At 60.3% G+C, this 23,736-nt stretch carries 19 protein-coding genes; 5 read left to right on the top strand and 14 right to left on the bottom strand.

The genetic code is table 11. The features are described from left to right. Nucleotides 1–4: 4 nt before the first annotated feature. From IEY62_RS13505 to IEY62_RS13485, 5 genes are all read right to left on the bottom strand, one after another. The gene (locus IEY62_RS13505; protein ID WP_189018659.1) at nt 5–1,450 is read right to left on the bottom strand and encodes a phytoene desaturase family protein; all 1,446 of its coding nucleotides are present in this window, start codon (nt 1,448–1,450) and stop codon (nt 5–7) included. Beyond that, entirely contained in the window at nt 1,443–2,960 is a 1,518-nt protein-coding gene (locus IEY62_RS13500; protein ID WP_189018657.1) for a glycosyltransferase family 87 protein, read from the bottom strand. The genes IEY62_RS13505 and IEY62_RS13500 overlap by 8 nt, the downstream gene beginning before the upstream one ends. 132 nt (nt 2,961–3,092) lie before the next feature. After that, the gene (locus IEY62_RS13495; RefSeq protein WP_189018655.1) at nt 3,093–3,233 is read right to left on the bottom strand and encodes a hypothetical protein; all 141 of its coding nucleotides are present in this window, start codon (nt 3,231–3,233) and stop codon (nt 3,093–3,095) included. 604 nt (nt 3,234–3,837) lie between these two features. Next, on the bottom strand, nt 3,838–4,419 hold the full coding sequence (locus tag IEY62_RS13490) for a histidine phosphatase family protein (protein ID WP_189018653.1): 582 nt from the start codon (nt 4,417–4,419) through the stop codon (nt 3,838–3,840). Next, the gene (locus tag IEY62_RS13485; protein WP_189018651.1) at nt 4,416–5,885 is read right to left on the bottom strand and encodes a CCA tRNA nucleotidyltransferase; all 1,470 of its coding nucleotides are present in this window, start codon (nt 5,883–5,885) and stop codon (nt 4,416–4,418) included. The genes IEY62_RS13490 and IEY62_RS13485 overlap by 4 nt, the downstream gene beginning before the upstream one ends. Before the next feature lie 196 nt (nt 5,886–6,081). On the opposite strand from IEY62_RS13485, the gene IEY62_RS13480 reads away from it, so the two are divergent. The 5 genes from IEY62_RS13480 (at nt 6,082) to trxA (ending at nt 11,941) form a co-directional block, all read left to right on the top strand. Then, nucleotides 6,082–6,585, top strand: coding sequence for an NUDIX hydrolase (locus IEY62_RS13480; RefSeq protein ID WP_189018981.1), 504 nt, complete (start codon nt 6,082–6,084; stop codon nt 6,583–6,585). 26 nt (nt 6,586–6,611) lie between these two features. After that, entirely contained in the window at nt 6,612–8,627 is a 2,016-nt protein-coding gene (gene murJ, locus IEY62_RS13475) for a murein biosynthesis integral membrane protein MurJ (RefSeq protein ID WP_189018649.1), read from the top strand. Nucleotides 8,628–8,767: 140 nt separating this feature from the next. Next, nucleotides 8,768–10,393, top strand: a complete 1,626-nt coding sequence (locus IEY62_RS13470; protein WP_189018647.1) for an ABC transporter substrate-binding protein — start codon at nt 8,768–8,770, stop codon at nt 10,391–10,393. A gap of 230 nt (nt 10,394–10,623) precedes the next feature. Further along, entirely contained in the window at nt 10,624–11,580 is a 957-nt protein-coding gene (gene trxB / locus IEY62_RS13465; RefSeq protein WP_189018645.1) for a thioredoxin-disulfide reductase, read from the top strand. Between the two features lie 34 nt (nt 11,581–11,614). Continuing rightward, nucleotides 11,615–11,941 carry a thioredoxin gene (gene trxA / locus IEY62_RS13460; protein WP_014923339.1) on the top strand — a complete coding sequence of 109 codons (327 nt, stop codon included), beginning with the start codon at nt 11,615–11,617 and terminating at the stop codon, nt 11,939–11,941. A 5,328-nt stretch (nt 11,942–17,269) separates the two neighbouring features. Here trxA and IEY62_RS13455 read toward each other — a convergent pair. The 9 genes from IEY62_RS13455 to IEY62_RS21930 form a co-directional block, all read right to left on the bottom strand. Beyond that, complete coding sequence (locus IEY62_RS13455; RefSeq protein WP_189018643.1) at nt 17,270–18,496, bottom strand: ParB/RepB/Spo0J family partition protein; 1,227 nt, start codon at nt 18,494–18,496, stop codon at nt 17,270–17,272. A 67-nt stretch (nt 18,497–18,563) separates the two neighbouring features. After that, nucleotides 18,564–19,619 (bottom strand): ParA family protein, encoded by a 1,056-nt coding sequence (locus IEY62_RS13450; RefSeq protein ID WP_229785283.1) that lies wholly within the window; start codon nt 19,617–19,619, stop codon nt 18,564–18,566. Nucleotides 19,620–19,706: 87 nt separating this feature from the next. Beyond that, nucleotides 19,707–20,357, bottom strand: a complete 651-nt coding sequence (gene rsmG, locus IEY62_RS13445) for a 16S rRNA (guanine(527)-N(7))-methyltransferase RsmG (RefSeq protein ID WP_189018642.1) — start codon at nt 20,355–20,357, stop codon at nt 19,707–19,709. 5 nt (nt 20,358–20,362) lie between these two features. Further along, nucleotides 20,363–20,914, bottom strand: a complete 552-nt coding sequence (locus tag IEY62_RS13440; RefSeq protein ID WP_189018640.1) for a Jag family protein — start codon at nt 20,912–20,914, stop codon at nt 20,363–20,365. Continuing rightward, the gene (gene yidC, locus IEY62_RS13435) at nt 20,914–21,888 is read right to left on the bottom strand and encodes a membrane protein insertase YidC (protein WP_189018638.1); all 975 of its coding nucleotides are present in this window, start codon (nt 21,886–21,888) and stop codon (nt 20,914–20,916) included. The genes IEY62_RS13440 and yidC overlap by 1 nt, the downstream gene beginning before the upstream one ends. A 16-nt stretch (nt 21,889–21,904) precedes the next feature. Further along, entirely contained in the window at nt 21,905–22,318 is a 414-nt protein-coding gene (yidD, locus tag IEY62_RS13430) for a membrane protein insertion efficiency factor YidD (protein ID WP_407671499.1), read from the bottom strand. Nucleotide 22,319: 1 nt separating this feature from the next. Beyond that, complete coding sequence (gene rnpA / locus IEY62_RS13425; RefSeq protein ID WP_189018634.1) at nt 22,320–22,730, bottom strand: ribonuclease P protein component; 411 nt, start codon at nt 22,728–22,730, stop codon at nt 22,320–22,322. 41 nt (nt 22,731–22,771) lie between these two features. Continuing rightward, nucleotides 22,772–22,909, bottom strand: a complete 138-nt coding sequence (rpmH, locus tag IEY62_RS13420) for a 50S ribosomal protein L34 (RefSeq protein ID WP_011776797.1) — start codon at nt 22,907–22,909, stop codon at nt 22,772–22,774. Between the two features lie 512 nt (nt 22,910–23,421). Continuing rightward, a complete protein-coding gene (locus tag IEY62_RS21930) occupies nt 23,422–23,649 on the bottom strand; it encodes a DUF6355 family natural product biosynthesis protein (protein ID WP_407671498.1) in 228 nt (75 codons plus the stop codon). Nucleotides 23,650–23,736 lie beyond the last annotated feature (87 nt).

Genomic DNA, 23,736 nt, shown 5'->3' with positions numbered 1-23,736 from the left:
CCGGCTAAAGCCCCAGGCCCAGTCCGGGTACCTGCAGTCTGAATATGTCCTTGAGGGCATATTTCGCTGCATGGTACCCGGACATTCCTGTAACTCCGGGTCCCGGCGGAGTGGAAGAGGAACACAGGTACACCCCCGGCATGGGGGTCCTCCACGGCACGGGAGACACCACGGGCCGTTGCACCAGGCCTCGAAGGTCGAGGAGGCCAGCGCTGAAGTCCCCACCCACATAGTTTTCGTTGTACGCGGACAGTTCCGCCGCCGTCGTGGTTTTCGATGCCACCACCACGTCACGGAATCCGGGCGCGTACCGCTCTATGCGGGCGGTCACGGCTTCGGCCATGTCCACTGTGGAATTCCTGGGGACGTGGCAGTAGGTCCACAGGATGTGGCGTCCTTCGGGGGCCCGGGACGCGTCCACAACGGATGGCTGGGAGACAAGGACATAGGGCTCGGCGGGATGCCTCCCCATATCCACGAGGTTTTCGGACTCAGCCATGGCTTTCCGCGAACCTCCCACATGCACTGTTCCGGCTTTGGCCAATCCGGAGGACAGCCATGGCACGGGAGCTGACAGGATGAAATCCACTTTGCAGGCAGCATTCCCAAAGCGGAATGCTTCCAAGGCGTGTCGATACCGCTCGGGCACCTCAGATCCACCCAAGCGCGCCAACGTAGGCGGCGCAACGTCCAGAAGGATGGCCTTCGCGGGCCGTACCTGATCCAGGGAATCCACGCGCTCACCCACGCGGATGGTCCCGCCATGGGATGTCAGGTCATCTGCCATGGCCCTGGCAATGGACAACGAACCACCAGCAGGAATCACCCACCCGCCTGCATGCGCCAGGATGCTGAGCAGTAGGCCGGCCCCGGTCGAACTGAGTGACGGCTGAGATCCCAGAGCATGGGACATCACTCCGGTCAACAGCGCAGGGGCGGCCTCTTCACGGAAGCGACGACCCCACAGCGGCGTGCCCTGGTCCAGGGTGGCTAGACCGAACCTCACCGCGGCCAGAGGATCCTTGGGGACCCGCAACAGCTGGTTGGCGGTAAAGTCCACCACCCCGTCCACCCGCGCCAGCAATGGCGCCAGGAGACGACCGTAGGCGGGCCCGTCGACGCCAAGCTCAAGGACCGTCCGTTCCAGAGACTGGTACGCCAAGGCCGCTCCACCCTGATCCAGCGGTGTACCGTGCTGAACCTCAGGCAGCCGCAGGTCAACGCGCTGAGAGAGCTCGAAATCGCGGAAGAACGGCGAGGCCAAGGCCATCGGATGCACCGCGGAGCATACGTCATAGAGGTATCCGGGCTCGATCAGCTCTTTAGTGCGCGAACCGCCGCCGATATCGTCGGCGGCTTCGTACAACGTCACGTCCAGTCCGGCGCGGGCCATGACGACGGCTGCGGCCAATCCATTCGGACCGGCCCCGACGACGGCGACGTCAACCATCGCTGTTTACCTCCGATTGCTGGACTGCTGGGGCTCCCGTGGACTTCGTGTCATGTTTGGGCACCCAAGGGAACACAGAACGCGACGGCCGGAAAAGGTCGATGCGCAGCCAGTCCCGCGCTCCGTCGAAGGGCCCGCCATGGGGATCATCTTCGCCGGCCATCCGCAGGGGATCCTGTGCGGGATCCCAGATATCCATGACGATCCGGGCCATCAGATATGCCGTGACCACCATGTGCAGACCCACCGCCAGGACGTAGTAGGACATGTCCAGGTTGTGCTGGACGGACCCGCCGCTGGTGGCCTGTCCGAGATACATCCAGATGGCAGCCCAGTGGAGGCCCTCTGCGGCCTGCCAGATGAGGAAGTCGCGCCAGCGGGGCCGCGCCAGGGCAAGGAGCGGGACAAGCCAGATGACAAATTGCGGGGAGTAGACCTTGTTGGTGAGGATGAAGGCAGCCACAATCAGGAAGGCCAGTTGGGCGATGCGTGGACGCTGCGGCGCACACAGAGCCAGGACTCCGATCAGCGCACATGCCGCTATGAAGAGGTAGAGGGCCAGCGTATTGATGGTTGCGGCGTTCATCTGCACCCATTGGAGCCGGTCCGCCACCAGGTTGTAAGCGAACCAGGGCGAGCTGTACCCGGCGGGACGGGATTGCGTGAACTCGAAGAAGTAGCGCCATCCGGAAGGGTTCAGTGCCGCCAGAGGCAGGTTCACGGCGAGCCAGGACGCAAGGGTGGCTCCTGCGGTCACCAGGAATGCACGCAGTTTTCCGCTCCGCAAGGAGAGGAGCAGGATGGCACCCAGAATCAGGACTGGATAGAGCTTGGTGGCGGTGCCAAGGCCGATGAACACACCGGCGAGGATCAACTTATCCCGCGAGAAAAAGTACATGCCCAGGGCCAGCAAACCAACGGCCCACATGTCCCAGTTGATGAAGCCTGCAAGGATGATCCCGGGGGCTACGGCCACCATGGCGGCATCCCAGGGGCGACGCTTGTTGATCCGGGCGGTCAGAATGACCGTGACCAGCCACACTGCCACAATCAGTGTGGCATTGACGTCGAAGTACCCCAGGATCCGTTCGCTTCCCACACCCTGACCGGGAACCATGAGCGCTGTTACTCCGGCAATGATCCCCATGAGCACTGGATATTCAAACAGGCTGCCTTGGGTGAAGAACGGAAACACGCCATCGCCCAGGCCGCGGTTTTTGAACAGCTCGGGGAAGTCCGAGTAGCAGGTGGAGTAGAACTGGCCCGGCGTTTCCCAACCGTTGACCCGGCAGTAGTCCTTTGCCAGCACGGCCACAAGAGCGGCGATCACCGTCAGAACGATGAGTACCCGTTCAACGGTGAACGGGCGCGGCGAGATCTCTCCGGGAGACGAATGTTTGCCCAGCGGTCCGCCCACGAGCTCGGTGAAGTTTCGAAGCAGGGAGTCACTGCGGCTGGGAACAACAAAGCGGGCACGTTTTTGTTGCCGGTGCGGCTTCGTCTCCTGCATGAATCGAGCTTACAGTCATGGCCGAGGCCGACCCAGTTAAAAGGGGAGGAGCCCACGCGTAGCCGCGTGGGCTCCTTGAGGTTCAGCATGAATGTCTGGCATCTGAACTCCTTCGTGGCCGGCTCAGGGGAATCAACGGATGAGTCCCATCTGGTGCAGGACAACGTAAACGTCTTCACGGCGCTGGTCGAGCAGCTGGCCGTTAAACAGTGTGCGGTCCTTGGGAGCATCGCTGCTCTTGTAGAAGCGCATCTCTTCGGGGCGCTTTGGCATGGTTCACCTCCTTTCCTGGAATGATCGCCGGAATTTGGGCACAACAATTAGAGCCAATTGAATTCATGAGAAAGCAGAGGCTTAAAGGGCACAAATAGCCGAGTTTAATAAAGGGAGTTAGCGGACCGAATCAGGAAAAACCCGAATCGTCGTGCACAATTGCGCGTGCTTCCGGCAGTCGACCCAACAAGAAGCTGGTTCCGAACTATGGGGAAACTGCGCACCCGCGGCATGCTGCGTGGGTCCGCGCCTACAACTGACTACTCAGCCAACCAAGGGAGGATGGCCGTCAAGAACACCGCCGGCAGTGGGCCGGTCCGGTGTATCAGGAGTGGGTCAGAGAGTTAAAAATGGCGTCGATCATCAGCAGAGGCCGGGGTAGCAGTGACGGTCAACTTCCGTCCGCTAGTCAAAGTAATCATTTTCCCAACCTCCTTTTCCGGCCGTTACAGCCTGCTGTGGCATTGTCCCGGATGACTAACCGGTGAATGCGCGCCTGGTTCCCGGCGGGTCGCTCTGGGAACAAGATATAAGCTACCCCATGAACATGGAGTTTGACCAGCACAATTGGCTAATTTGCCAAAAGTTTTTCTAAATTAATGTCTTAGAGGCCCCAACGGACAATTGCCGGCGTTCGCTTGTCCCATCCGAGGGTGCAAACCTTCGCGGTTCCGAGAATGAAGTGACGGCCTTCCCGTGCGTCCATTTCCAGCCACCGCGCCGTGAGAATCCGCGAGAAGTGTCCGTGGGCAACCACCAGCACATTGTCCATGCCCGATTCCAGGACCCTGCCAATGATCTTGTCGGCCCGGGCAGCTACCTCGTCCAGCGTTTCACCGTTGGGCACTCCGTCCGTCCAGATGAGGTAATCCGGGTTGTCCTTGCGGATGAGGTCGGAGCTGATGCCCTCATAGTCGCCATAGTTCCATTCCACGGCGAGTGGCTCGTGTACGGCGTCCGGGTAGCCGGCGAGTTCCGCCGTCCGCCGGGCACGTCGCAGCGGCGAGGTCAGCACCAGGTCAAAGTCGATGCCTTCCAGCACCTTGCGCGCCTCCACGGCCTGCTGCTCGCCCTCAACAGTGAGGGGGAGGTCCGTCAGGCCTGTGTACTGGCCGCTCTTTGACCATTCGGTTTCGCCGTGGCGAAGGATCCAGAGTTGCGGACGCGGGGAAGTCACAGCGTTCATGAGGGCTCCTCAGTTTCGGTCAAAGGCTCGACGACGACGGACTCGGGTTGTTCTTCCCACCATGCCAGGAGCTTGCGCTCAGCTTCCTCCGGCGAGAGCGGACCGTGTTCCATCCGCTCTTCGAGGAGGAACTTGTAGGCGCGTCCCACGACAGGTCCGGGCTTCAATCCCAGCAGTGCCATGATCTGCGCTCCATCCAGGTCGGGCCGGACGGCGGCCAGCGATTCCTGCTCCAACAACGCCGTGATGCGGTGCTCAAGGTCATCGTAAGCGAAGGACAAACGGTCGGCCTTGCGCTGGTTACGCGTGGTGACATCTGAACGGGTGAGCCGGTGCAGGCGTTCCAGCAGGGGCCCGGCGTCGGTCACGTAACGGCGGACCGCGGAGTCGCTCCAGCCTGCGTCACCATAGCCGTAGAAGCGCATGTGCAGTTCAACCAGGCGCGAAACAGCTTTGATCGACTCGTTGTCGAACCGGAGGGCCTTCATCCGCTTGGCTGTCAGTTTGGCACCCACGACGTCGTGGTGGCGGAAGCTCACCGCGCCGCCCGGTTCGAATCGGCGCGTCGCCGGCTTCCCGACGTCGTGCATCAACGCAGCGAACCTCAGCACGAAGTCGGGGCCGGGCACCGGACCGTCAGGACCGGTTTCCAACGCAGCAGCCTGTTCCAGGACCTGCAGGGAGTGCTGGTACACATCCTTGTGCCGGTGGTGTTCGTCGGATTCCAGGCGGAGGGCGGAGACTTCGGGGAGCACGAACTCGGCGAGTCCTGTGTCCACCAAAAGGTCGATCCCAACGCGTGGGTGTGCGCCGTTAATAAGCTTGACCAATTCTTCCCGCACACGCTCCGCGGAAATGATCTTGATGCGGTCGGCCATCTGCGTCATGGCGAGCCGGACGTCGTCGTGAACCGACACGCCGAGCTGGGATGCGAACCGGGCGGCGCGCATCATGCGCAGGGGATCGTCCGAGAAGGACGCCTCAGGCGCACCGGGCGTGGCGAGCTCAGAGGCGTGGAGATCGCGTACGCCGCCGAATGGGTCTACCAACTCCAGGCTCGGCAGGCGCAGTGCCATGGCGTTGATGGTGAAGTCGCGGCGCAGCAGGTCGTCGGTCAGGGAGTTGCCGAACGCGACTACCGGCTTGCGGGAATCGGGGTCGTACGCCTCGGCCCGGTAGGTGGTGATTTCAATTTGGAAGCCGCTCTTCCGCATCCCGATGGTGCCGAAGGCGCGTCCGATTTCCCAGAAGTTGTCCGCCCACTTCTTGATGACGGTGATGGTCTGGTCCGGAGTGGCGTCGGTGGTGAAGTCGAGGTCCGGGGAGGTCCGGCCCAGAAAGAGATCACGCACGGGGCCACCCACCAAGGACAGCTCGAATCCGGCATCGACAAAGCGCTGCCCGAGGTCGAGCACCACCGGATCGATGGTGAAGTTAACAGAAGAGCTGTCCAATACGTGCGCCATAGTTCCTTAAGCTTGGCAGATTTTTGCGCTGCATTGGGCCACTGTTCCATGCGAAATCAGGCATGCGTCCGGCAGGCGTCTCCTGCAGTCCATCTTGTGGCCATGTCCCGGTCATCACTCCGGGGCAAGAGTCGTTAGAGTGGACCACATGGCCAACCCGATACCGAGCGCTCCCGGCAGGAGGACAAACGCACCGTTGCCTTCGGCAATCGGTGCCCACGTCGCGCCTGCTCCGCAGCACCCGGTGCAGGCCTCGCTGCCCACGGTTGAGGAAGTTTCGGCCGGCGGCGTTGTGGTTGATACGTCCGACGGCGAACTCCGGGTTGCGATCATCGCCCGCCTTAACAGGGGTGGCCGGCTCGAGTGGTGCCTGCCGAAGGGCCACCCCGAAGGCCGGGAGAACAACGAGGAAGCTGCTGTCCGCGAGATCGCTGAGGAAACCGGCATCGAAGGCGACATCCTGGCACCGCTTGGCAGCATCGACTACTGGTTCACTGTAAGCGGCCACCGCGTCCACAAAACAGTGCATCACTTCCTGCTCCGGGCCACTGGTGGCGAGCTGACCATCGAGAATGATCCGGACCAGGAAGCCGTGGATGCAGCATGGGTTCCCATCCAGGAATTGGCCCGCAAGCTGTCCTTCCCGAACGAACGACGCATCGCTGATCTGGCACGGGAAGTGCTGCCGGAACACCTCTGACCCGGGTACATGGGACGATAAAGGCGATGTCTGAAGCCAAAACAACCCAGTCCGTTCAATCCGGAGAAGCACGTTCCAGCGCCATCATGGCCGCAGGGACGCTCGTTTCCCGGTTCCTTGGCTTCGCCAAAACCTGGATGCTCGGTGCCGCACTCGGCCTGGGTTCCACGGTCAATGACACGTTCATTAACGCGAACAACCTGCCCAACCTGATCTTCCTCCTGGTGGCCGGCGGCGTGTTCAACGCCGTCCTGGTTCCACAGATCATCAAGGCCAGCAAGGCTCCTGACCGGGGGGCGGACTACCTCAGCAGGCTCCTGACGTTGGCTGTGCTGGTGCTTCTGGCACTCACGGCACTGGTGACCCTGGCGGCACCGCTCGTCATCGACCTCACTACCCAGGGCTACTCCGAACAACAAAAAGCCCTGGCTGTCACTTTTGCCCTCTGGTGCCTGCCCCAGATCTTCTTCTACGGGCTCTACGCCCTGCTGACCCAGGTGCTGAATGCCCACGGCGCGTTCGGACCCGCGATGTGGGCGCCCATCCTTAACAACATCGTGGCCATTGCCGGCTTGGGGTTGTTCATCTGGATTCTCGGCGCCAACATCACCAACCCGCACACGCTGGACAACTGGGGACCCACCCAAACGTTTCTGCTTGCCGGCTTCTCCACGTTCGGCGTGGTGGCGCAAACGGCCATCCTGCTCATTCCCGTGTTCCGGCTGCGCCTGGGTCTGCGTCCACGGTTCGGATGGCGCGGCGTTGGACTGGGCCAGGCCGCCAAGCTGAGCGTCTGGACCCTGGCGACCGCCGCCGTCGGCCAGTTGGCGTTCCTGTACATCATGAGGATTGCAACGATTCCCGGCGCTGAGCGCCTCCGCCTGAACAACGCCGGGGACACAGCCGCGGCCGCCGTCCTGCCCGGTAACGCCGTCCTGGAAGTTGCGAGCCAGCTGTATCTGTTGCCGCACTCGATCATCGCCTTGTCCCTGGCCACTGTCCTCTTTAACCGCATGACACGCGCGTCTCAGGACGGAAACAAGGATGACCTTCGCGACGCACTGTCGCACGGTCTTCGCACCATGGCCGTTGCTACGGTCTTCGGCGCCCTGGCGTTGTTCGCGTTGGCTGGTCCGCTCGGGATGTTTTTCTCCGGAGGTGAACCGCAGGACGGCGTCATGCTGGCCCAAACGCTCACCATCCTGGCGCTCAGCACTCCGTTCCTCAGTGCAAACTTCATGATGTCCCGCGTGTTCTACGCCAATGAGGACGCTCGCACCCCGCTGTACGTCCAGTTGTGGCTGGCCGTGATTTACGTTGTGGGTGCCTTCTTCATCCAGTTCCTTCCCGTCGGCCAGATCATCTACGCGATCGCCATCCTCTACACGTTGGGCAACATCCTGTCCGTCGTGATCAGTGTTGCCTTCCTGCGCCGCTTGCTGGGTCACCTCGACGGTCCGCGCATCGCCAATTCGTACATCCGCATGGGCTACGCCGGACTGGGATCCGCCTTGGCCGGCGCTGCGGCCCTATGGCTGCTTGGCTCCTACCGGGCCGACGGATTCGCGTGGAGCAGCCGCCCGGCAGCCTTGGTGACCGTGGTCGTCGTCGGGCCCGTCATGCTGCTCGCCTACCTTGTCCTGCTTCGCGTCTTCCATGTCACCGAACTTCGCGACCTCCTGCGTCCGCTGATGAGCCGGCTGGGCCGCGGCGGTGCGGCGCCAGTGTCCGACGGCGTCACCGAACCCACGACGGCGGCACGCGCCACGGTTTCGGACGATACCGGCTTGATCCCGCGCATCTCCGGCGAGTTCGACGCCGCGTCGTTCCGCGCGGGACCGGCTGTGGCACCGCAGCGTTCTCCTGAACCGGCCAGGAACGAACCGGATGCTCCCAAGAGCTATCTGCCAGAGGAAGACGAACCCAGTACTGCCCAGGGCGGCAGGTTCCGTCCATCGGTCCCGCTTCCGGGCAGGCGGACCTACCAGGGCGACGCCGGACAGAATCCTTACTTCCCCGTTCCGCGAAACCGCAGGAAGTGAGCCGGTGCCGCCAACATGGGCGGCGGGCCTCAATCCGCTAGGCTAGAAACGAATATAGGTAGTTGCAAAAGCGGTTGAACTGGCTCGCCGGGCCATCCGTTTGCAGGACCCGCAGCTCCCGGACAGCCTAGGAGGAACACGTGTCCCACCCGATCGACGTCGGATCAGTACTTGGCGGCCGCTACAAGGTCACGGCCAATGTGTTGACCTCGCATGACCAAGATCAGGTGCTCGACGGCGTGGACCAGGTCCTCAACCGTCCTGTGAGCATCCTTGTTGCGGGCCCCGGAAACGCCGAGCAGGTCGCCCAGAGCGCCCGCGAAGTAGCCACGGGGGAGCGCCCCGGGCACGTCCAGATCCTGGACCTCGGCATCAGCGACAACACCACGTACCTGATCACCAACCACAGCTCCGCTCCGGACCTGCTGGACTTGGTAGTGGCCACCAACCCGCCGTACATCGAGCCGTTCTTTACGGAGACGCTCGGCAGTGAGATCTTCGGCCAGGCACGCACCTATGAGCCCGAAACCTACGACGGCCTTTACGAGGATGACGAGCACGAGGCTGAGTACATCCAGTACGACGAAAACGGCTACGCCATCACTCCCGAGTCGGATGAAGAGCCCGAACCCGCCTCACCCGGCCGCAGCGCGCCGCACGTGCCGCCCATGCCGGCGTCCAATCCCTCGTCCTCCAGGAGCGGCATCGCCGGCAAGCTGGCAGCTGCTGCCGCTGGAGCGGGAGCAGCTGGTGTTGCCGCCGCTTCCGCGCTGAAGAACGCCGGTACAAAGAACAACGACGCCGGTGCTGCCGATGCGTCGCCCGCTGCCACATCTGCTCCCGCTACTGAAACACCCACGCAGGCAGTGTCGTCCGAGGCCGTTTCCTCTCAGGCCGCTCCCAGCCGCGAACCGGCGCGCGAGCCCAAGGTTTCCCTCTGGTCAGAGGAAGACTACGGCTACACCGAGAGTGGCGCCGCAGCTGGTGGCGCGTCCGCTGCGACTTCCAACCGGAGCGGCGAATCAGGTTACGACCGGGCGGCAAGCAGCTTCCCGGCGTCGTCAGCTGTTACGGAGGATTACTCGGACGGAGACGACGTTTACGAGGAAGAGGCTCCCGAAAAGGAGCCACGTTCACTTCGTTGGCTCGTTGGAGGCCTCCTGGCCGCCGTCTTGATCGTGGGTCTTGTCCTGGCCGTCACCAATTTGGGAAGTCTCCTGCCCAGCGGCAAACCTGCTGCCACGCAGAGCACATCCACGCCGCAGCCTTCTGAGTCCACCAGCGAGGAGCCCCCGCCCACGGAGACTGCTCCACCGGCGGTTCCACCGGCCATCGAGGAGATCACCCGCCTGGGCAACTTCCCGTTCGCAGCGACGTTTGATAAGGACCTCGGCAAAGCTTTCGATGGCAACGCGGCCAGCTACTGGTCTGACATGGAATTCGCTTCTGCCAACTGGGGTGGCCTGTCGGAAGAAGTTCCGCTCATGATCAAACTGAAGGAACCGGCCGATATCAAGTCCGTAGTCCTCAACCAGCTGGGCGGATCCGGTGGAAGCATCAGTGTCTTCACCAACGATCGACCCGCCATGGACGGCGCCAAGCTCGTAGGTACCAACAGCTTCACCTCCCCGGAACTGACCATTCCACTGGCCAGCCCCACGAAGGCCCAGTACGTCATTGTTGTCATCAAGGCGCTGCCCAAGCTGGCCGCACCCAAGACCCAGTACAACTTTGGCCTCCGGCTCGCTGAAGTCTCCGTCCAGTAACCACACTTGGGCAATTGACCGTAGGGGCCGTTCTGATTCGTCAGAGCGGCCCTTACTGCTACCCGCGCCGGCGTCACCGCTTCGATTCGGCAGGCGTACAGACGGTACCCTGAATGTTGATGGCTTTTTGGGGTCGCCAACTCCAACGGAATATTTGGAATCCAACAGGGGTTGAGTCAGATGACTGCCCCCGAAAGCCGCAGCATCGACTAAGAAAGAGGTTCACGCACGTGAGCATTGGAGAAAATACCGCATCGCAGGTGCGTGACGTCATCATCGTAGGTTCAGGCCCTGCCGGCTACACAGCCGCTGTTTACACGGCCCGCGCCAACATGAAACCTCTTCTTATTGCCGGTTCCGTCACCGCGGGTGGCGAACTGATGAACACCACGGACGTGGAAAACTACCCCGGCTTTCCCGAAGGAATCATGGGCCCGGACCTCATGGAGAACTTCGAGAAGCAGGCGGCGCGTTTCGGTACCGAAATCCAGTTCGAGGATGTCACCGAACTGAACCTCGACGGCGACATCAAGACCGTAACCATCGGCTCGGGAGAGACCTTCCAGGCGAAGGCCATCATCCTGTCCACCGGTTCGGCGTACCGTGAGCTCGGACTGGCCAACGAAAAACGCCTCTCCGGCCACGGTGTTAGCTGGTGTGCAACCTGCGACGGTTTCTTCTTCAAGGATCAGGACATCGCCGTGATCGGTGGTGGCGACTCCGCCATGGAGGAAGCACTGTTCCTCACCAAGTTTGCGAAGTCGGTCACCGTGGTGCACCGCCGCGACACCCTGAAGGCTTCCAAGATCATGGGCGACCGCGCGCAGGCCCACGAGAAGATCAAGTTCGTCTGGAACACGGCTGTCGAAGACGTCCTCGGTGAGGACAAGGTCACTGGCCTGAAGCTGAAGAACCTGGTGGACGGGACCGAGTCCGAACTCGCAGTCACGGGTGTTTTCGTGGCTATCGGCAACGATCCCCGCACGGACCTGGTCAAGGGCAAAGTCGATCTGACTCCCGAGGGAACCATCGCCGTTGAGGGACGTAGTTCACGGACCAACGTCAAGGGTGTGTTCGCCGCGGGCGACGTCATCGATCCGACCTACCGCCAGGCCATTACGGCTTCGGGTTCCGGTTGTGTCGCCGCCCTCGATGTTGAGCACTACATCTCAGACCTGAACTCCTAAGCTGCATCCAAGCAACCATACGAAGGGAAAAGTTATGAGCAACGCAAAAGACGTAACTGACGCAAGCTTCAGCACGGATGTCCTGGCTTCCGAGAAGCCGGTCATCGTGGACTTCTGGGCAGAGTGGTGCGGCCCTTGCCGCAAGCTCGGCCCCATCCTCGACGAGATCTCCGTCGAGTACAGCGAGAAGGTTGACGTCGTGAAACTCAACGTCGACGACAACCCGGCAATCGCAGCCGAGTACGGCATCACGTCCATCCCGGCTGTATACCTGTTCAGCGGGGGAGAAGTGAAGAGCACGGTCATCGGTGCTAAGCCGAAGCAGTTCTTCGAAAAGGAATTTGCGGACGTCCTGTCCTAAGGTTTCTGCCTTAATCGGATAGTTGAAGCCGGCGGTTCTGTTCCTTAGGGAGCAGGACCGTCGGCTTTTCTGTTATTTCCGTAAATCAGCCTCTATCAGGCTCATTAGCTACGTGACGTCATGTGGAAGCATTCTGTTGCCCAGGATGATGGATTTCCGCTCTTCCCTATCTGGGGTAGGGCGAAGTGGCCCGGTCGTCCTCCACATCCGACCCTCTTCCACGTCCCGGTCTGCTTCGATGTCCGGGGTCCTTCCCACCCCACCCTCCTCCACGTCCCGGTCTGCTTCTTTGATCGCCCCCTCGGCATGCTTAGGGTGGGCGGCCTAAAACCCAAGCCTGCTCTATGAAGATTCTGAATTGTGGTGCAAGAGTGCGCACTGAGCTGAACTCCCAAGACACGAGGAGTACCGATGCTCCTACCAGCCGATTCAGCCCCAAGCAGTGACTTTGCCCTGAAACGTCCTGTTCTGATCAAGGGGGGGGATGAAGCCATCAATCGAGCACAGGAATGCAACTAGCTCCCGACTTGGCTCAGAAATTGGCCAACTCACGTTGCCTGTACGTCTCGGAACGCGTGATACGAAGCCGACAACACAGCGGTTCGGAAAATAGGGCAGTTGCAGCGGTCATGGGCCTCCCTCAGTAGGCTCAGTTTCAGTGCTTTCCGGTGTCTGAATACACTTTTTGGGCCGCGTCGAGGCTCCAGGGGATGGGAGGCCGATTGTGAGGAAATCGGATACGCCGATGCCAAGACCAGGATTGTCGAAGGCTACGGCTGTTTCACGTGAAACAGTTGAGTGCCGAGCCACCTTATTCCTGCTGTTCAACCAGCGATGTTTCACGTGAAACGGAACATATGTCGATACGGCTGTACACATGCAATCGAGAGAGAACAGCTTGAGTTGGGGGTCGCGTTCAGCTTTACTCCTAAGCATCACCAACACCGATAGGCAGCAACGACCAAAGTAGATGCACGGCAGCACCTCCTGGGGTAAGCAACAGACGAGTTTCGACCTCAATCGTGGGTTGGCGACCTTGAAAGATCTCGAAGCCGCCGCGCGGTCGTTGCCGACAACCCTGCCTAGATGTCCTGCTGCCGCTCTGGGCGTCACACGGGCCTCTCACGACGCCTCCCTAGGGTGGCACACGGCCTCTCACGGCATCGCTTGGGCGCCAAGGGGGCTTTCCCGGCACCGCCTGTGCCACACTGACTAGTACGCCCCCTGGGGGGTGCCACACGGGCTCTCACTAAGCTACCTAGGGTGCCACTCGGCCCCTCACGACGCCGCCCAGGGTGCCACACGGGCTCTCACTACGCTACCTAGGGTGCCACTCGGCCTCTCACGGCTCACTCTAAGGCCACCTCTCACAGCGGCTCCCCGTCAGACCGTCCGGATTCCGCGACTGTAAGCCCGGGACTCCGCCCCAGACGTCATTGCCCACGTACGGACCCGCCGAACAGTTTCCACCGTTCACACCGCTACGCGATACCGGTCCCGCTGCCACATAGTGCCGTAAGGGGCCGCGGGGGAGATCATAGGCAGCACTTGAATTACGCGCTGCGCAGCCTCCGACGCTTGGCATGGTTGTCGCGAACGCCGCTGATCTGCTGGGCGACGTGACCACCCCAACTACAGTCGGCAGCTTGATTGCTCGCATTGGAAGAAGACGCCAAATCGGATGACGCTTCGATCACGTTTCACGTGAAACATGTGCTCAGTCGCGGGAATAGGCAGGCGCTCGGATTCTTCGTCACTTTCAATTGCGCCCCAATCTACACGGCCACGCCAACCGCCCATCATGGAAGCACCGCCGACGGTCTCAAGGAGCCCGACACCTCGTTTCCATCCAGCGATATATGGTTCGAAAGTGGACACCGGAAGGTGTCCAGGATTGGAACGGCCTACTCAGTGTCCGTTGAGGGGTACTCAACTGAGTCCTGGCAAGTCGCATCATCACCGCAAGACGGACTATCTCAAGCCGGGGAGCTGGGACATAGCCGGGCGTGGGACAGCGGGGTTTCCGCTGGCCAGGCTGCAGTGGTCCTCTTGTTATCGACATGCCTACCGAGTCTCGTCGGTGGTCCTCACTGCCTGAACGGATTCCAATAGGCCCGAGGATGGGAGGAAGGGAACGAGCAACGCAGTGGTCTTCGATGTTTCACGTGAAACCGGCCCAGAGGGCACGACCATCCCTTGCCACAGTGAATATGGCGACACCAAGCAGAACGAGAATGGGGCAACGGCACATGCTCCGCCCCCCAACGGGAAGTATCAGGAACCTCGGCAGACAGCTGTCCGACAAACCGGCACCCCTCGGTCTCCACGAATGCACCCTTGACCTGAGGCCACGAATGCACCCTTGTTCTGAGGAATCAAACGCCTACCTCGACGTTTCCCGAGCCACGTCATGTAGCCACCCCCAAAGCCACAGATCCGTGATCTCAATGGCCTCAGCCGGACAGGCAACTACAGCTCGCTGTTGGCGTCCGCGTACGGACCACTGGGATATTGAGGTAGGGGGCACATCCGCGAGGAGACATCGGATGAATCTTGGATAATCCTTGGCTGTGCCGCGGACTACGACGGAGTGGAGGCGAAGCACTCATGGAGACGCCAAGCCCGCTACCTTCCTGCTCATCGCACACAACGGGTCCACCATCGTCCGCATGACAGCTCTTGCCGATGAGATGTACCTGGGAGGCACCTTCCTGCGACGGATGTGCGCTTGACTGAAGACCGCATGGGGTCGGTGTGACTAAGTTATCCGCAGGGCACCCCTCCTCTTATGCACAGCGTTATCCACAGCCTTATCCACTGGGAGTGTTCGATCTCACGCTGGAGTCATCCACCCCTCAGACGCCAGCCATTTCGGCCAGGACGAGATGAGTTCAAATTCACAGCAGCGGTTCTAAGTACCAGACGTCAGCAGGGCCCTCAGATCCGCGCTTTTGCAATGATTTTACGTGTCAAATGCCTCGTTGCGTTTCCTTCTAGCAAGGTTCCTCGCGTGAAGGCAGATTATCCGGAGCGGGGTCAGCTCACGAAGCCGCCAGGCTTCCATCTGAGGAACTCAGAGGCTGTTGTGGCGGATTGGATATCGGTCATTCGCTCCCATGTTATCCCCAGAGTTTTCCACAGGCTTATCCACTGCAATATTCACAGCTATGAGCAAGGCTCACCGGGTCCCTGATCACGTCGTTCCCTGTTTCACGTGAAACAGGGAGGCCGTAGTCCTTGTTCTCGGAATGACTACTAACGGGTGCAGAAGGTGATGGATGGGGAGAGTGATCTCCGGGCGGCCTGCGTCGACCAGGAGTTCTCGGGACGACCTGACGAGAAGGGTGAAGTAACGTGGGGCACGGGCGCTCAACATCCGATCAATCATGAACGACCGCCCAACGTCCACAGTTGTCATGAGCGCCCGTACTAAGCTGGGGGACCATAGGTTCGGGCAGTACTCAGTTCGATGGAACGCTGCAACACGCGGCACAGAGACCACGTGACTTCACCTCGGACCAAACGGCTCGCGTGGCGGCAGCAATATCCAACTCATCCAGCAGCACCGTCTACATGCAGCTCGCCTTACAGGGTGAATCGCATCTGGTCCTCCGTCTCGTGTGCTGGCATCGAATCAATCCAATGACAGTACCGACGAACAAGTACTGGATGGTTGCTGTCGTTTACCACTACGGAATGAGACAGGACAGCAACTATCCGCCCAGCTCTCCAACACAACCTGATGCGCAGGTAGCTTGCCTCCTTCTGGCCGGCAACACCATTCGGACCCCGCTTGAAAGGAGCCCCACGTGTAATCCAGCAGTCACCACAACCGAGCAACTGCTGCTGGCCAGCAGATTGAAGGCAGTGCTCATGTAGCTCTCCTGATCCCCACACCAATCCGGTCCAGGTTCCAGAAAGTCCCTCGTTAGCGATTGGCCGAGACATCCTTCCAGACCCACAGGAACTGAAAGCGAATCACCACCCCAATGAGCGACGCGCGCAATTTTCGGTCTCCCGCCCGATCTGCTGCAATACGATCTGAGCACCTAACAAGTCGGCACCTACCACTCGGCTATCCCTCGACTCTACAGCCACAACGGACGGCGTCCAGCCAGCACTTTCGTGGCTCTCACGTGGCAGACAGCGCGACGATCCACTCTCCACGCCCAACTTGGCGCGACGAGCTCAGGGCGCCGCATCGGGCCGTGACAAGCCCCTGCGGGCGCGTCCACGGGCGACTCCGCTATCTCATTACACCTGCGTACTCCGACGGTCAGATCAAGCTAACCGTCGAACAAGGGGGAGCTTCATTCTCCCTCCACCCAAGACTATCTGTGCGTTTCACGTGAAACGTACAGACGAATCTCACTCCAGACGGTACGTACCGGCGAATCTCACTCCGAACGAAACGTACCGGCGAATCTCACTCCAGATAGTAAGGACCTGATTGAGAGATCCTGGTCAGCACCACGCTCTCGGGGAACCACCGACCAGAGTCCTTGGGCGGAGGCTGGGGTCCACTGTACTCACAATTGGGACGTTCCATAGGCGGACCAAAAGACCTGGCGCACCGATCTTATGATGTTTCACGTGAAACAAATCCCTGCTCAACACCGATGTACCGTAGTCTCGGCCTCCAAGGGCGCGTCCCGCCCCGCAGCTTCTCCTAATCCAATGCCCTCGGAACAATCGCTATGCAGCTCGCTAGGCTGCTGCTGTCGCATAATCACGGGGCCCAGCCGATGCAATTTCTGCAGGCTGAGGACTGATAGGACAAGCCAATGGCCGCATATCGTGCGTTGAGGTCCCAGGGTTCGGTGTTTCACGTGAAACGAAGAATAGCATTCCGAAGTCCTGAGCATCCGCAACTCCGGACAGTGTTAGATCGTCTTGCAGTGCACACTTGATCGGCCCGTGGATTGCAGCGCGGTCACAGACTGAGGCTTGAGGAGAGCACCATGGGAATTTCCGTGAACGTCAACGCCATGGGAAGACGAAGGCAGTCTCATACCGGAGCGGACGAACGACCCGCTCGACGCTTCTTTGCTTCGAGCAGGCCCCACACCTCCATCAAATACTGCCAATAAACCCACTTACCCGGGCGTTTCACGTGAAACAACGCTGGTCTATGCATTCCAAGTCCCAAAACCGGAAACAAAAGTCAGAAGAGTTCGCAAACAAGGGAAGGACGGTATCGTTCATGTCCATTTGCATTGAAAGAGCCCATTTTTCAAAGCTTGAACCTAAGTCTCCGACAACAGGAGCCAGCTCTGGAAGATGAAGAAGGGCCTCACTCAATGAGTGAAGCCCTTCCCGATGTTAAGTTCAGTCTTCAGAACCTGGACCCAACACATCCATTATGCGGTTGAGATCCTCCACGCTGGCGAATTCGATACTCACTCGACCCTTACGGGCACCGAGGGTGATCTTCACATTCGTGTCCAAGCGGTCCGAAAGTGAAGATGCCAGGTAATCAAGCCGCTCATGGCGCGCATTCGGCTTTGGGATACTGTTCTTTGCAGGAGTGGAGGGGTCTTGGTACAGCGTCACGGCCTCTTCGGTGGCGCGTACGGACATTCCCTCAGCAACGATGCGCTGAGCCAGGCGTTCCATAGCGGCCGCGTCCGGCAGGGCAAGCAGAGCACGTGCATGGCCAGCAGACAGGACGCCTGCAGCCACGCGGCGCTGTACCAGGGGCGGAAGCTTCAGCAGACGGAGTGTATTGGAGACCTGGGGGCGTGACCGGCCGATGCGATCTGCCAGCTGCTCGTGGGTGGTACCGAAGTCCTCAAGAAGCTGCTGGTAGGCCGCGGCCTCTTCCAAGGGATTCAGTTGGCTACGGTGCAGGTTCTCCAGCAAAGCATCACGGAGAAGGTCGTCATCCGTGGTGTCCCGGACGATCGCAGGGATGGTTTCCAGTCCTGCGGCCTGTACTGCACGCCATCGCCGCTCACCCATGACGAGCTCGTACGGTTCTCCACCCTTTTCGGTTGAAGTACGTACAACAATTGGCTGGAGGACTCCAATTTCCCGAACAGAATGCACCAACTCAGCCATGTCGTCCTCATCGAAGACAGAGCGCGGCTGTTTGCGGTTCGGATGAATGTCACCGACTGGAATCTCGGCGAACCGAGCCCCTGGGACCTCAACCAACTCGACGTCGTTGACTTGGGAAGCTGGGGGAGTCTTTGTGGCAGCAGACGGGGTCTGTACCTCAGCACGAGAGGGACTCTCTGACTGTTCCGCTCCAGCAGTCTTAGCCACTGAGGAACGCTTCGCAGCAGGCGATTTCGCTGATGCGGCCTTGGCTGGCACCTTCGTCGAAGAAGCCTTGGCTTTGGACGCCGCAGGGGACTCCGCAGTTGCCGGCGATGTCTCGGGAAGAGCCGACTCCTCACGTGGAGCTTCAACTGTAGGTTCCGAAGCTTTACGTGCTTCCGGAAAAAACAGATCCACGGGACGGGACGGCGCTGCGCCGTTTCCTTGTGCCGCGGCAGAGCTAGGAATGAGAGCCCCAAGACCCCTGCCGAGGCCCCTTCGCTTTTCGCTCATTGATTCATCCCTCCGATGGAATAGCCGAGCACGGACCTGCCCTGACTGTTGCTGTGTTTCAAGAATTCTAACGTTCAGCGATTTCGGCTGCGGCTTCCATGTAGGACAGCGCGCCGCTCGATGAAGGATCGTAGGTCATGACGGTCTGCTGGTAGCTCGGCGCCTCGGAAATACGCACCGAGCGGGGAACCACCGCACTAAGAACCTGCTGGGGGAAGTGTTGGCGAACCTCTGATGCGACCTGCGCGGCAAGGTTCGTCCTGCCGTCGTACATCGTCAGGAGGATGGTCGAAACCACCAAATCCGCATTGAGGTGTTTCTGGATCATCTCAATGTTCTTGAGCAGTTGGCTGAGTCCTTCAAGCGCGTAGTACTCGCACTGGATGGGGATCAGAACCTCGCTGGCAGCGCAGAACGCATTAACCGTGAGCAGGCCCAGGCTGGGAGGGCAGTCAATAAAGATGAAGTCCAAGCGGCCCTCACCGTTCTTTTCCCGCTCCTTGGCATAGACATCGATGGCTCGACGGAGCCTCTGCTCACGCGCCACCAGGGAAACAAGTTCGATCTCGGCGCCTGCCAAGTGAATGGTGGCCGGCGCGCAGATGAGATTCGGAATGTCGGGGCATGGGGCCACGACCTCTTTCAACGGGAGGTCATTGATGAGGACGTCGTAGATGCTGTCAACGTCCGCATGGTGCTCAATACCCAGAGCCGTGGATGCGTTCCCCTGGGGGTCGATATCAATAACCAGGACGTTGAGACCTGCAGAGGCCAGGGCGGCCGCAATGTTGACCGTGGTGGTGGTCTTTCCGACTCCGCCCTTTTGATTGGAAACCGTGAAGATACGGGTCCCGTCCGGCTTGGGAAGCTCCCGGCCGATCAATCGCTCACGGCGCCGCGTTTCGTTGGCGAGCTGCCGCGCTATCGGGCTGGAATCATCGATGGAATCCATGACGTTCTGCACTCCATCTGAGACGGTTTCACGTGAAACTGCAGCGTTTGCAACTGAATCAGTGCGCACAATCGCGGACTGGAGGGACGAAGAGGGTGTAGCCATGGCCCGCGCGGACCCCAAAGACATAAACGGGGGAATCCTTTGCGTGGAGGTTTCACTACTGCCCACTGGTCACACTCTCACTCTCATTCGGCGCTTGCTGCCGTTCTCTAGCCTAACCGCTCAGCCGCCGACACGCGGGAAACCAAGCGGGATCTACGCCGTCTTTCCCTGCTTGTTGACGATAATCCTCACCACAGTGGTGGGTTCCTCCAGCAGCTCCTGCCCGCACACCACAACAGACGTTTCCACGCCGCCGAGCTTGCGGATGACTTTGCTGGCCTTCTCTATCTCTTCTGCGGCGCTGCGACCCTTGATGGCCACCACTTCGCCGCTGCCGTTAAGCAGCGGGATGGTCAGACCCGCAAGATTGGTCAGCGCGGAAACGGCCCTGGCCGTGACGACATCGGCGTCCACCATGCCCACAGCCAGTTCGGCGCGAGTGCGCATGATGGTGACGTTGTCCAACCCCAGGTCATCCACCACTTCCTGAAGCCAGATGACCCGGCGTTCCAAGGGTTCAATCAAGGTCAGTTCAAGGTCCGGGCGGGCTATGGCAAGGCAGAGACCAGGAAGTCCGGCACCGGAACCGACGTCGGCGACATGGCTGTTCCTGGCGATGGCGGACTCGATGACTGCACAGTTGAGAACATGCCGGCTCCACAAACGTGGAATCTCGCGGGGGCCGATCAAACCACGCTCAGTTCCCGAGGTGGCCAGATGCTCAACGTAGCGCTTGGCAAGATCCAGGCGCTCCCCAAAGATCTTCTCAGCGGCTGTCAGTTCTGCTGCGGTGATTTCGACCATGGGCTCTAGTCAGCCGAAACGACGATGTGACGGCCAGCGCCTTCGCCTTCAGACTCGGAGACAAAGCCAAGATCAGCCACGGCGTCGTGAACAATCTTGCGCTCATAAGCGCTCATCGGTTCGAGGGCTACAGTGCCGCCGTCTGCCTTGACCTTGGCCACGGCGTCCTCGGCGATCTGCTGAAGAACGCCTGCGCGCTCCTTGCGGTAGCCGTTGATGTCGAGGACGAGGCGTGAGCGGGTCTCGGTTGCGGAGAGAACGGACAGACGGGCGAGTTCCTGGAGGGCCTCAAGGACCTCACCGTCGCGCCCAACCAGGCTGTCCAAGGCCGCAGACTCTTCATCCGTACCGATGGAGATGTACGTGCGTCCATTACGGACCTCGATGTCGATGTCGCCGTCGATGTCGGCGATGTCCAGAAGCTCCTCGAGGTAATCGGCGGCGATGTCGCCTTCCTCTTCCAAGCGGCTGGCCGTCTTGGATTGCGTCTCTTCCTGGGAGTCTTCCTGCTCTTCAGTCACGGCGGCGATAACTTCTTCAGTGCTCTCGGCAGACATTACTTCTTCTTCCTGTTCTTACGTTGTGGCTGGACGCGCTGGGCGCGGGCTTCGGCTGCGGCAGCAGCAGCTGCTTCCGCCTCGGCAGCGGCGTCCGCGGCTTTCTTGCCACCCAGCAGCGGGGGCAGGCCCTTGGCCGCCCGGCGCTCCTCAAGAGCTTTCGCGGCGGGAGAGCCCGGGGTGGGCATGCGGCGAATGACGAAGAATTGCTGGCCCATGGTCCAGAGGTTGGTGGTGGTCCAGTAGATAAGGACACCGATCGGGAAGTTGATGCCACCGATACCGAACACCAGCGGCAGGATGTAGAGCATCATCTTCTGCTGGCGCATGAACGGGCTGGCCATGGCCTCTTCGGACATGTTCTTGGCCATGATCTGCTTCTGCGTGATGAACTGCGAGGCCGTCATGGCGACGATCATCAGGATCGAGAGGACGACAACAGACATGTTGCCTGCACCACCGTGCAACAGCGCGGAAGAAAGTGGCGCGCCGAAGATACTCGATGAATCGAATTCAACGACCTGCTGGGCGCTCATGGCGCCAACGCCTTGGCCCTGCTTGGCGTTGGTGGAGATACCCGACAACACCTGGAACAGAGCGAAGAAGAACGGCATCTGGATCAGCATCGGCAAACAGGCCGAGAACGGGTTGGTGCCGTGCTTCTTGTACAGCGCCATCTGTTCCTGCGCCATTGCCTGGCGGGAGAGCTGGTCGGTCTTGCCCTTGTATTTGGTCTGAAGCTTTTTCAGGTCCGGCTGCAGCAGCTGCATACCGCGCTGGGCTTTGATCTGCTTGACGAATACGGGAATCAGGGCGGCACGGATCACCAGCACGAGGCCGATGATGGACAGAGTCCAGGTCCAGCCGTTCGCGGCGGGCAGACCAATGAAGCTCAGTCCTTCATGGAAGCCGACCATGATGACTGACACCAGCCATTTGAACGGGAACATGATTGTTCCAAAAAAGTCATCCATACGATATCCCTATTCGTTAGGCCGCAGAGCGGCCTTCTTCATCAGCCTGAGCAGCCAGGAACTGGTCCGGATTGTTCAGTACAACAATTGTGGGCGTCCGGCCTTCGGGCCAATGACGATGGCCGGCGGGGACATGGTCCACTCCACCGGCATTCCAGGGGTGGCATTTGGCGAGCCTCCTGGCCGCCAGCCAGCTACCCTTCACGGCGCCATGCACCGTCACTGCTTCCAAGGCATATGCCGAGCAGGAGGGAAAGAAACGGCAAACCTGGCCGTACAGGGGTGAGATCACCTTGCGGTAGGTCTTCAGCAGGATGATGAGAATGTTGCGGGGCAGTTCCCAGAGGAATGTGCCCACCGCCGCGGAAAGGCCCCGCTGGGGAACCTTCCCGGAGGGGTCGCTTGAGGAAGGAACGACGGCGGTGCTCATGTCATGCACGCGGTGTCCCTTCCATTGTGGTGCCGTTGTGTTCGGTCGAAGCGTTGCGCGGACCTGAGCCACCCAATCGCTTCGTCGTCACTGCCAGTGCGGCGTTGTAATCCGAAAGCAACTGCTCCCAGCTCGCATTTGCAGCTGCGGGCAGTGCCCGGACCACGACCGCCAGGCCCGTTCCATGCGTATGCAAGGAAAGTGCGCCTGCTTCTCTCAGTCTCCTCTTAACGAGGTTCCTGGTCACGGCGTTCCCGACGGCTTTGGAGACAATGAAACCGATTCGACTCGGCTCCCCGGCTCCGATAGGAGCCGTATATAACACTAAGTTCCGGCGTCCATTGCGGACGCCGGAACGTACAGTTGTTGAAAAGTCGGTAGACGTCCGCAGACGGTTAGGGGTGGCTAGCACCGTCGAACCCGCAAATAGACCCTGACCGACAAGTCAGTTATTTACGCCGACAGTTCGACGCGGCCCTTGCCGCGACGGGCAGCCAGGATGGCGCGGCCGGCACGGGTGCGCATACGAAGGCGGAAGCCGTGCTTCTTGGCCCGACGGCGGTTATTCGGCTGAAAAGTCCGCTTGCTCACGTTAGTTACTCCAGTGGATCAAAGGTGCGCCCACCCGATCAAAAAAGGGGAAGAACTGGCCGACGCTAAGTTTTTGTATGTGTCCGCCGACCTAGCTCGCCGTATGGCGCAACTGGTCATCCAAACGGACACAATGGACTTCACAACCTTAGGGCAAAACATGCCCGGCAGTCAAAAGCTGCTCACGGCCCTCGAACAGTACACCTAGCCCTTAGGTCGAGACGACGGAGCTATCTTGCTGGTCCTACTGCTTACCTCGGGGAATAGCCTCCGAACCCAAGCGGCTATAGTCCGGTCCGTCGTCACCCACATGCCACTACCAGGGAGCGCGTTCGGAGCGCGCCCTGGGGGCTGGCCAAATCTTTTGCCAAATAATTCGATTTTCGCTGCGACTCAAGCTGGACGGCTCAATGCAAACGAATAGGTGGTCACGAGTTGCTCATGCCGACAGGGCGGCCTCCCGCTCAGGAGAAGGCCACCCTGTCGTTTCGCGAACTAAAAACGCTTCATTCTTAGCAGCTACCTACGGCAAATACATTCTGAACACGATTCCACGGGAACGAAGTGATTGAACTCATTCCGGGCCCGAGACATGCATTTCCGGTGCCGATCCAATAGTCGATTTGGACGTAGACGTTTCCAGAGCCGCAGTGGTTGTAGTGGACTGCATCGTAGGCCTCGTTGTTCTTGCCTTGAAAGCCACAGCTCGCTGCCTGCGCTACCGAGGCTCCGCCGATCATGAAGGTAGCAGCAACCGCCGCCGCACCCATACCGGAAATGATTTTGGTCTTGATGGACCTCAATTTAACCCCCCAAAGGTTAGTTAT

The organism is Paenarthrobacter histidinolovorans (assembly GCF_014647595.1).
In the GTDB taxonomy this organism is placed as follows: Bacteria; Actinomycetota; Actinomycetes; order Actinomycetales; family Micrococcaceae; genus Arthrobacter; species Arthrobacter histidinolovorans.
This window is presented reverse-complemented; position numbering and strand designations above follow the sequence as displayed.

What these genes read in the sequence shown, in the direction of transcription:
- IEY62_RS13500 (WP_189018657.1), bottom strand. Translation starts at nt 2,960, where the DNA reads ATGCAGGAGACGAAGCCGCACCGGCAACAAAAACGTGCCCGCTTTGTT.
- IEY62_RS13455 (WP_189018643.1), bottom strand. Translation starts at nt 18,496, where the DNA reads ATGAGCGAAAAGCGAAGGGGCCTCGGCAGGGGTCTTGGGGCTCTCATT.
- murJ (WP_189018649.1), top strand. Translation starts at nt 6,612, where the DNA reads ATGTCTGAAGCCAAAACAACCCAGTCCGTTCAATCCGGAGAAGCACGT.
- yidC (WP_189018638.1), bottom strand. Translation starts at nt 21,888, where the DNA reads ATGGATGACTTTTTTGGAACAATCATGTTCCCGTTCAAATGGCTGGTG.
- IEY62_RS21930 (WP_407671498.1), bottom strand. Translation starts at nt 23,649, where the DNA reads ATGATCGGCGGAGCCTCGGTAGCGCAGGCAGCGAGCTGTGGCTTTCAA.
- rsmG (WP_189018642.1), bottom strand. Translation starts at nt 20,357, where the DNA reads ATGGTCGAAATCACCGCAGCAGAACTGACAGCCGCTGAGAAGATCTTT.
- IEY62_RS13490 (WP_189018653.1), bottom strand. Translation starts at nt 4,419, where the DNA reads ATGAACGCTGTGACTTCCCCGCGTCCGCAACTCTGGATCCTTCGCCAC.
- IEY62_RS13505 (WP_189018659.1), bottom strand. Translation starts at nt 1,450, where the DNA reads ATGGTTGACGTCGCCGTCGTCGGGGCCGGTCCGAATGGATTGGCCGCA.
- trxA (WP_014923339.1), top strand. Translation starts at nt 11,615, where the DNA reads ATGAGCAACGCAAAAGACGTAACTGACGCAAGCTTCAGCACGGATGTC.
- IEY62_RS13485 (WP_189018651.1), bottom strand. Translation starts at nt 5,885, where the DNA reads ATGGCGCACGTATTGGACAGCTCTTCTGTTAACTTCACCATCGATCCG.
- yidD (WP_407671499.1), bottom strand. Translation starts at nt 22,318, where the DNA reads ATGAGCACCGCCGTCGTTCCTTCCTCAAGCGACCCCTCCGGGAAGGTT.
- IEY62_RS13440 (WP_189018640.1), bottom strand. Translation starts at nt 20,914, where the DNA reads ATGTCTGCCGAGAGCACTGAAGAAGTTATCGCCGCCGTGACTGAAGAG.
- IEY62_RS13495 (WP_189018655.1), bottom strand. Translation starts at nt 3,233, where the DNA reads ATGCCAAAGCGCCCCGAAGAGATGCGCTTCTACAAGAGCAGCGATGCT.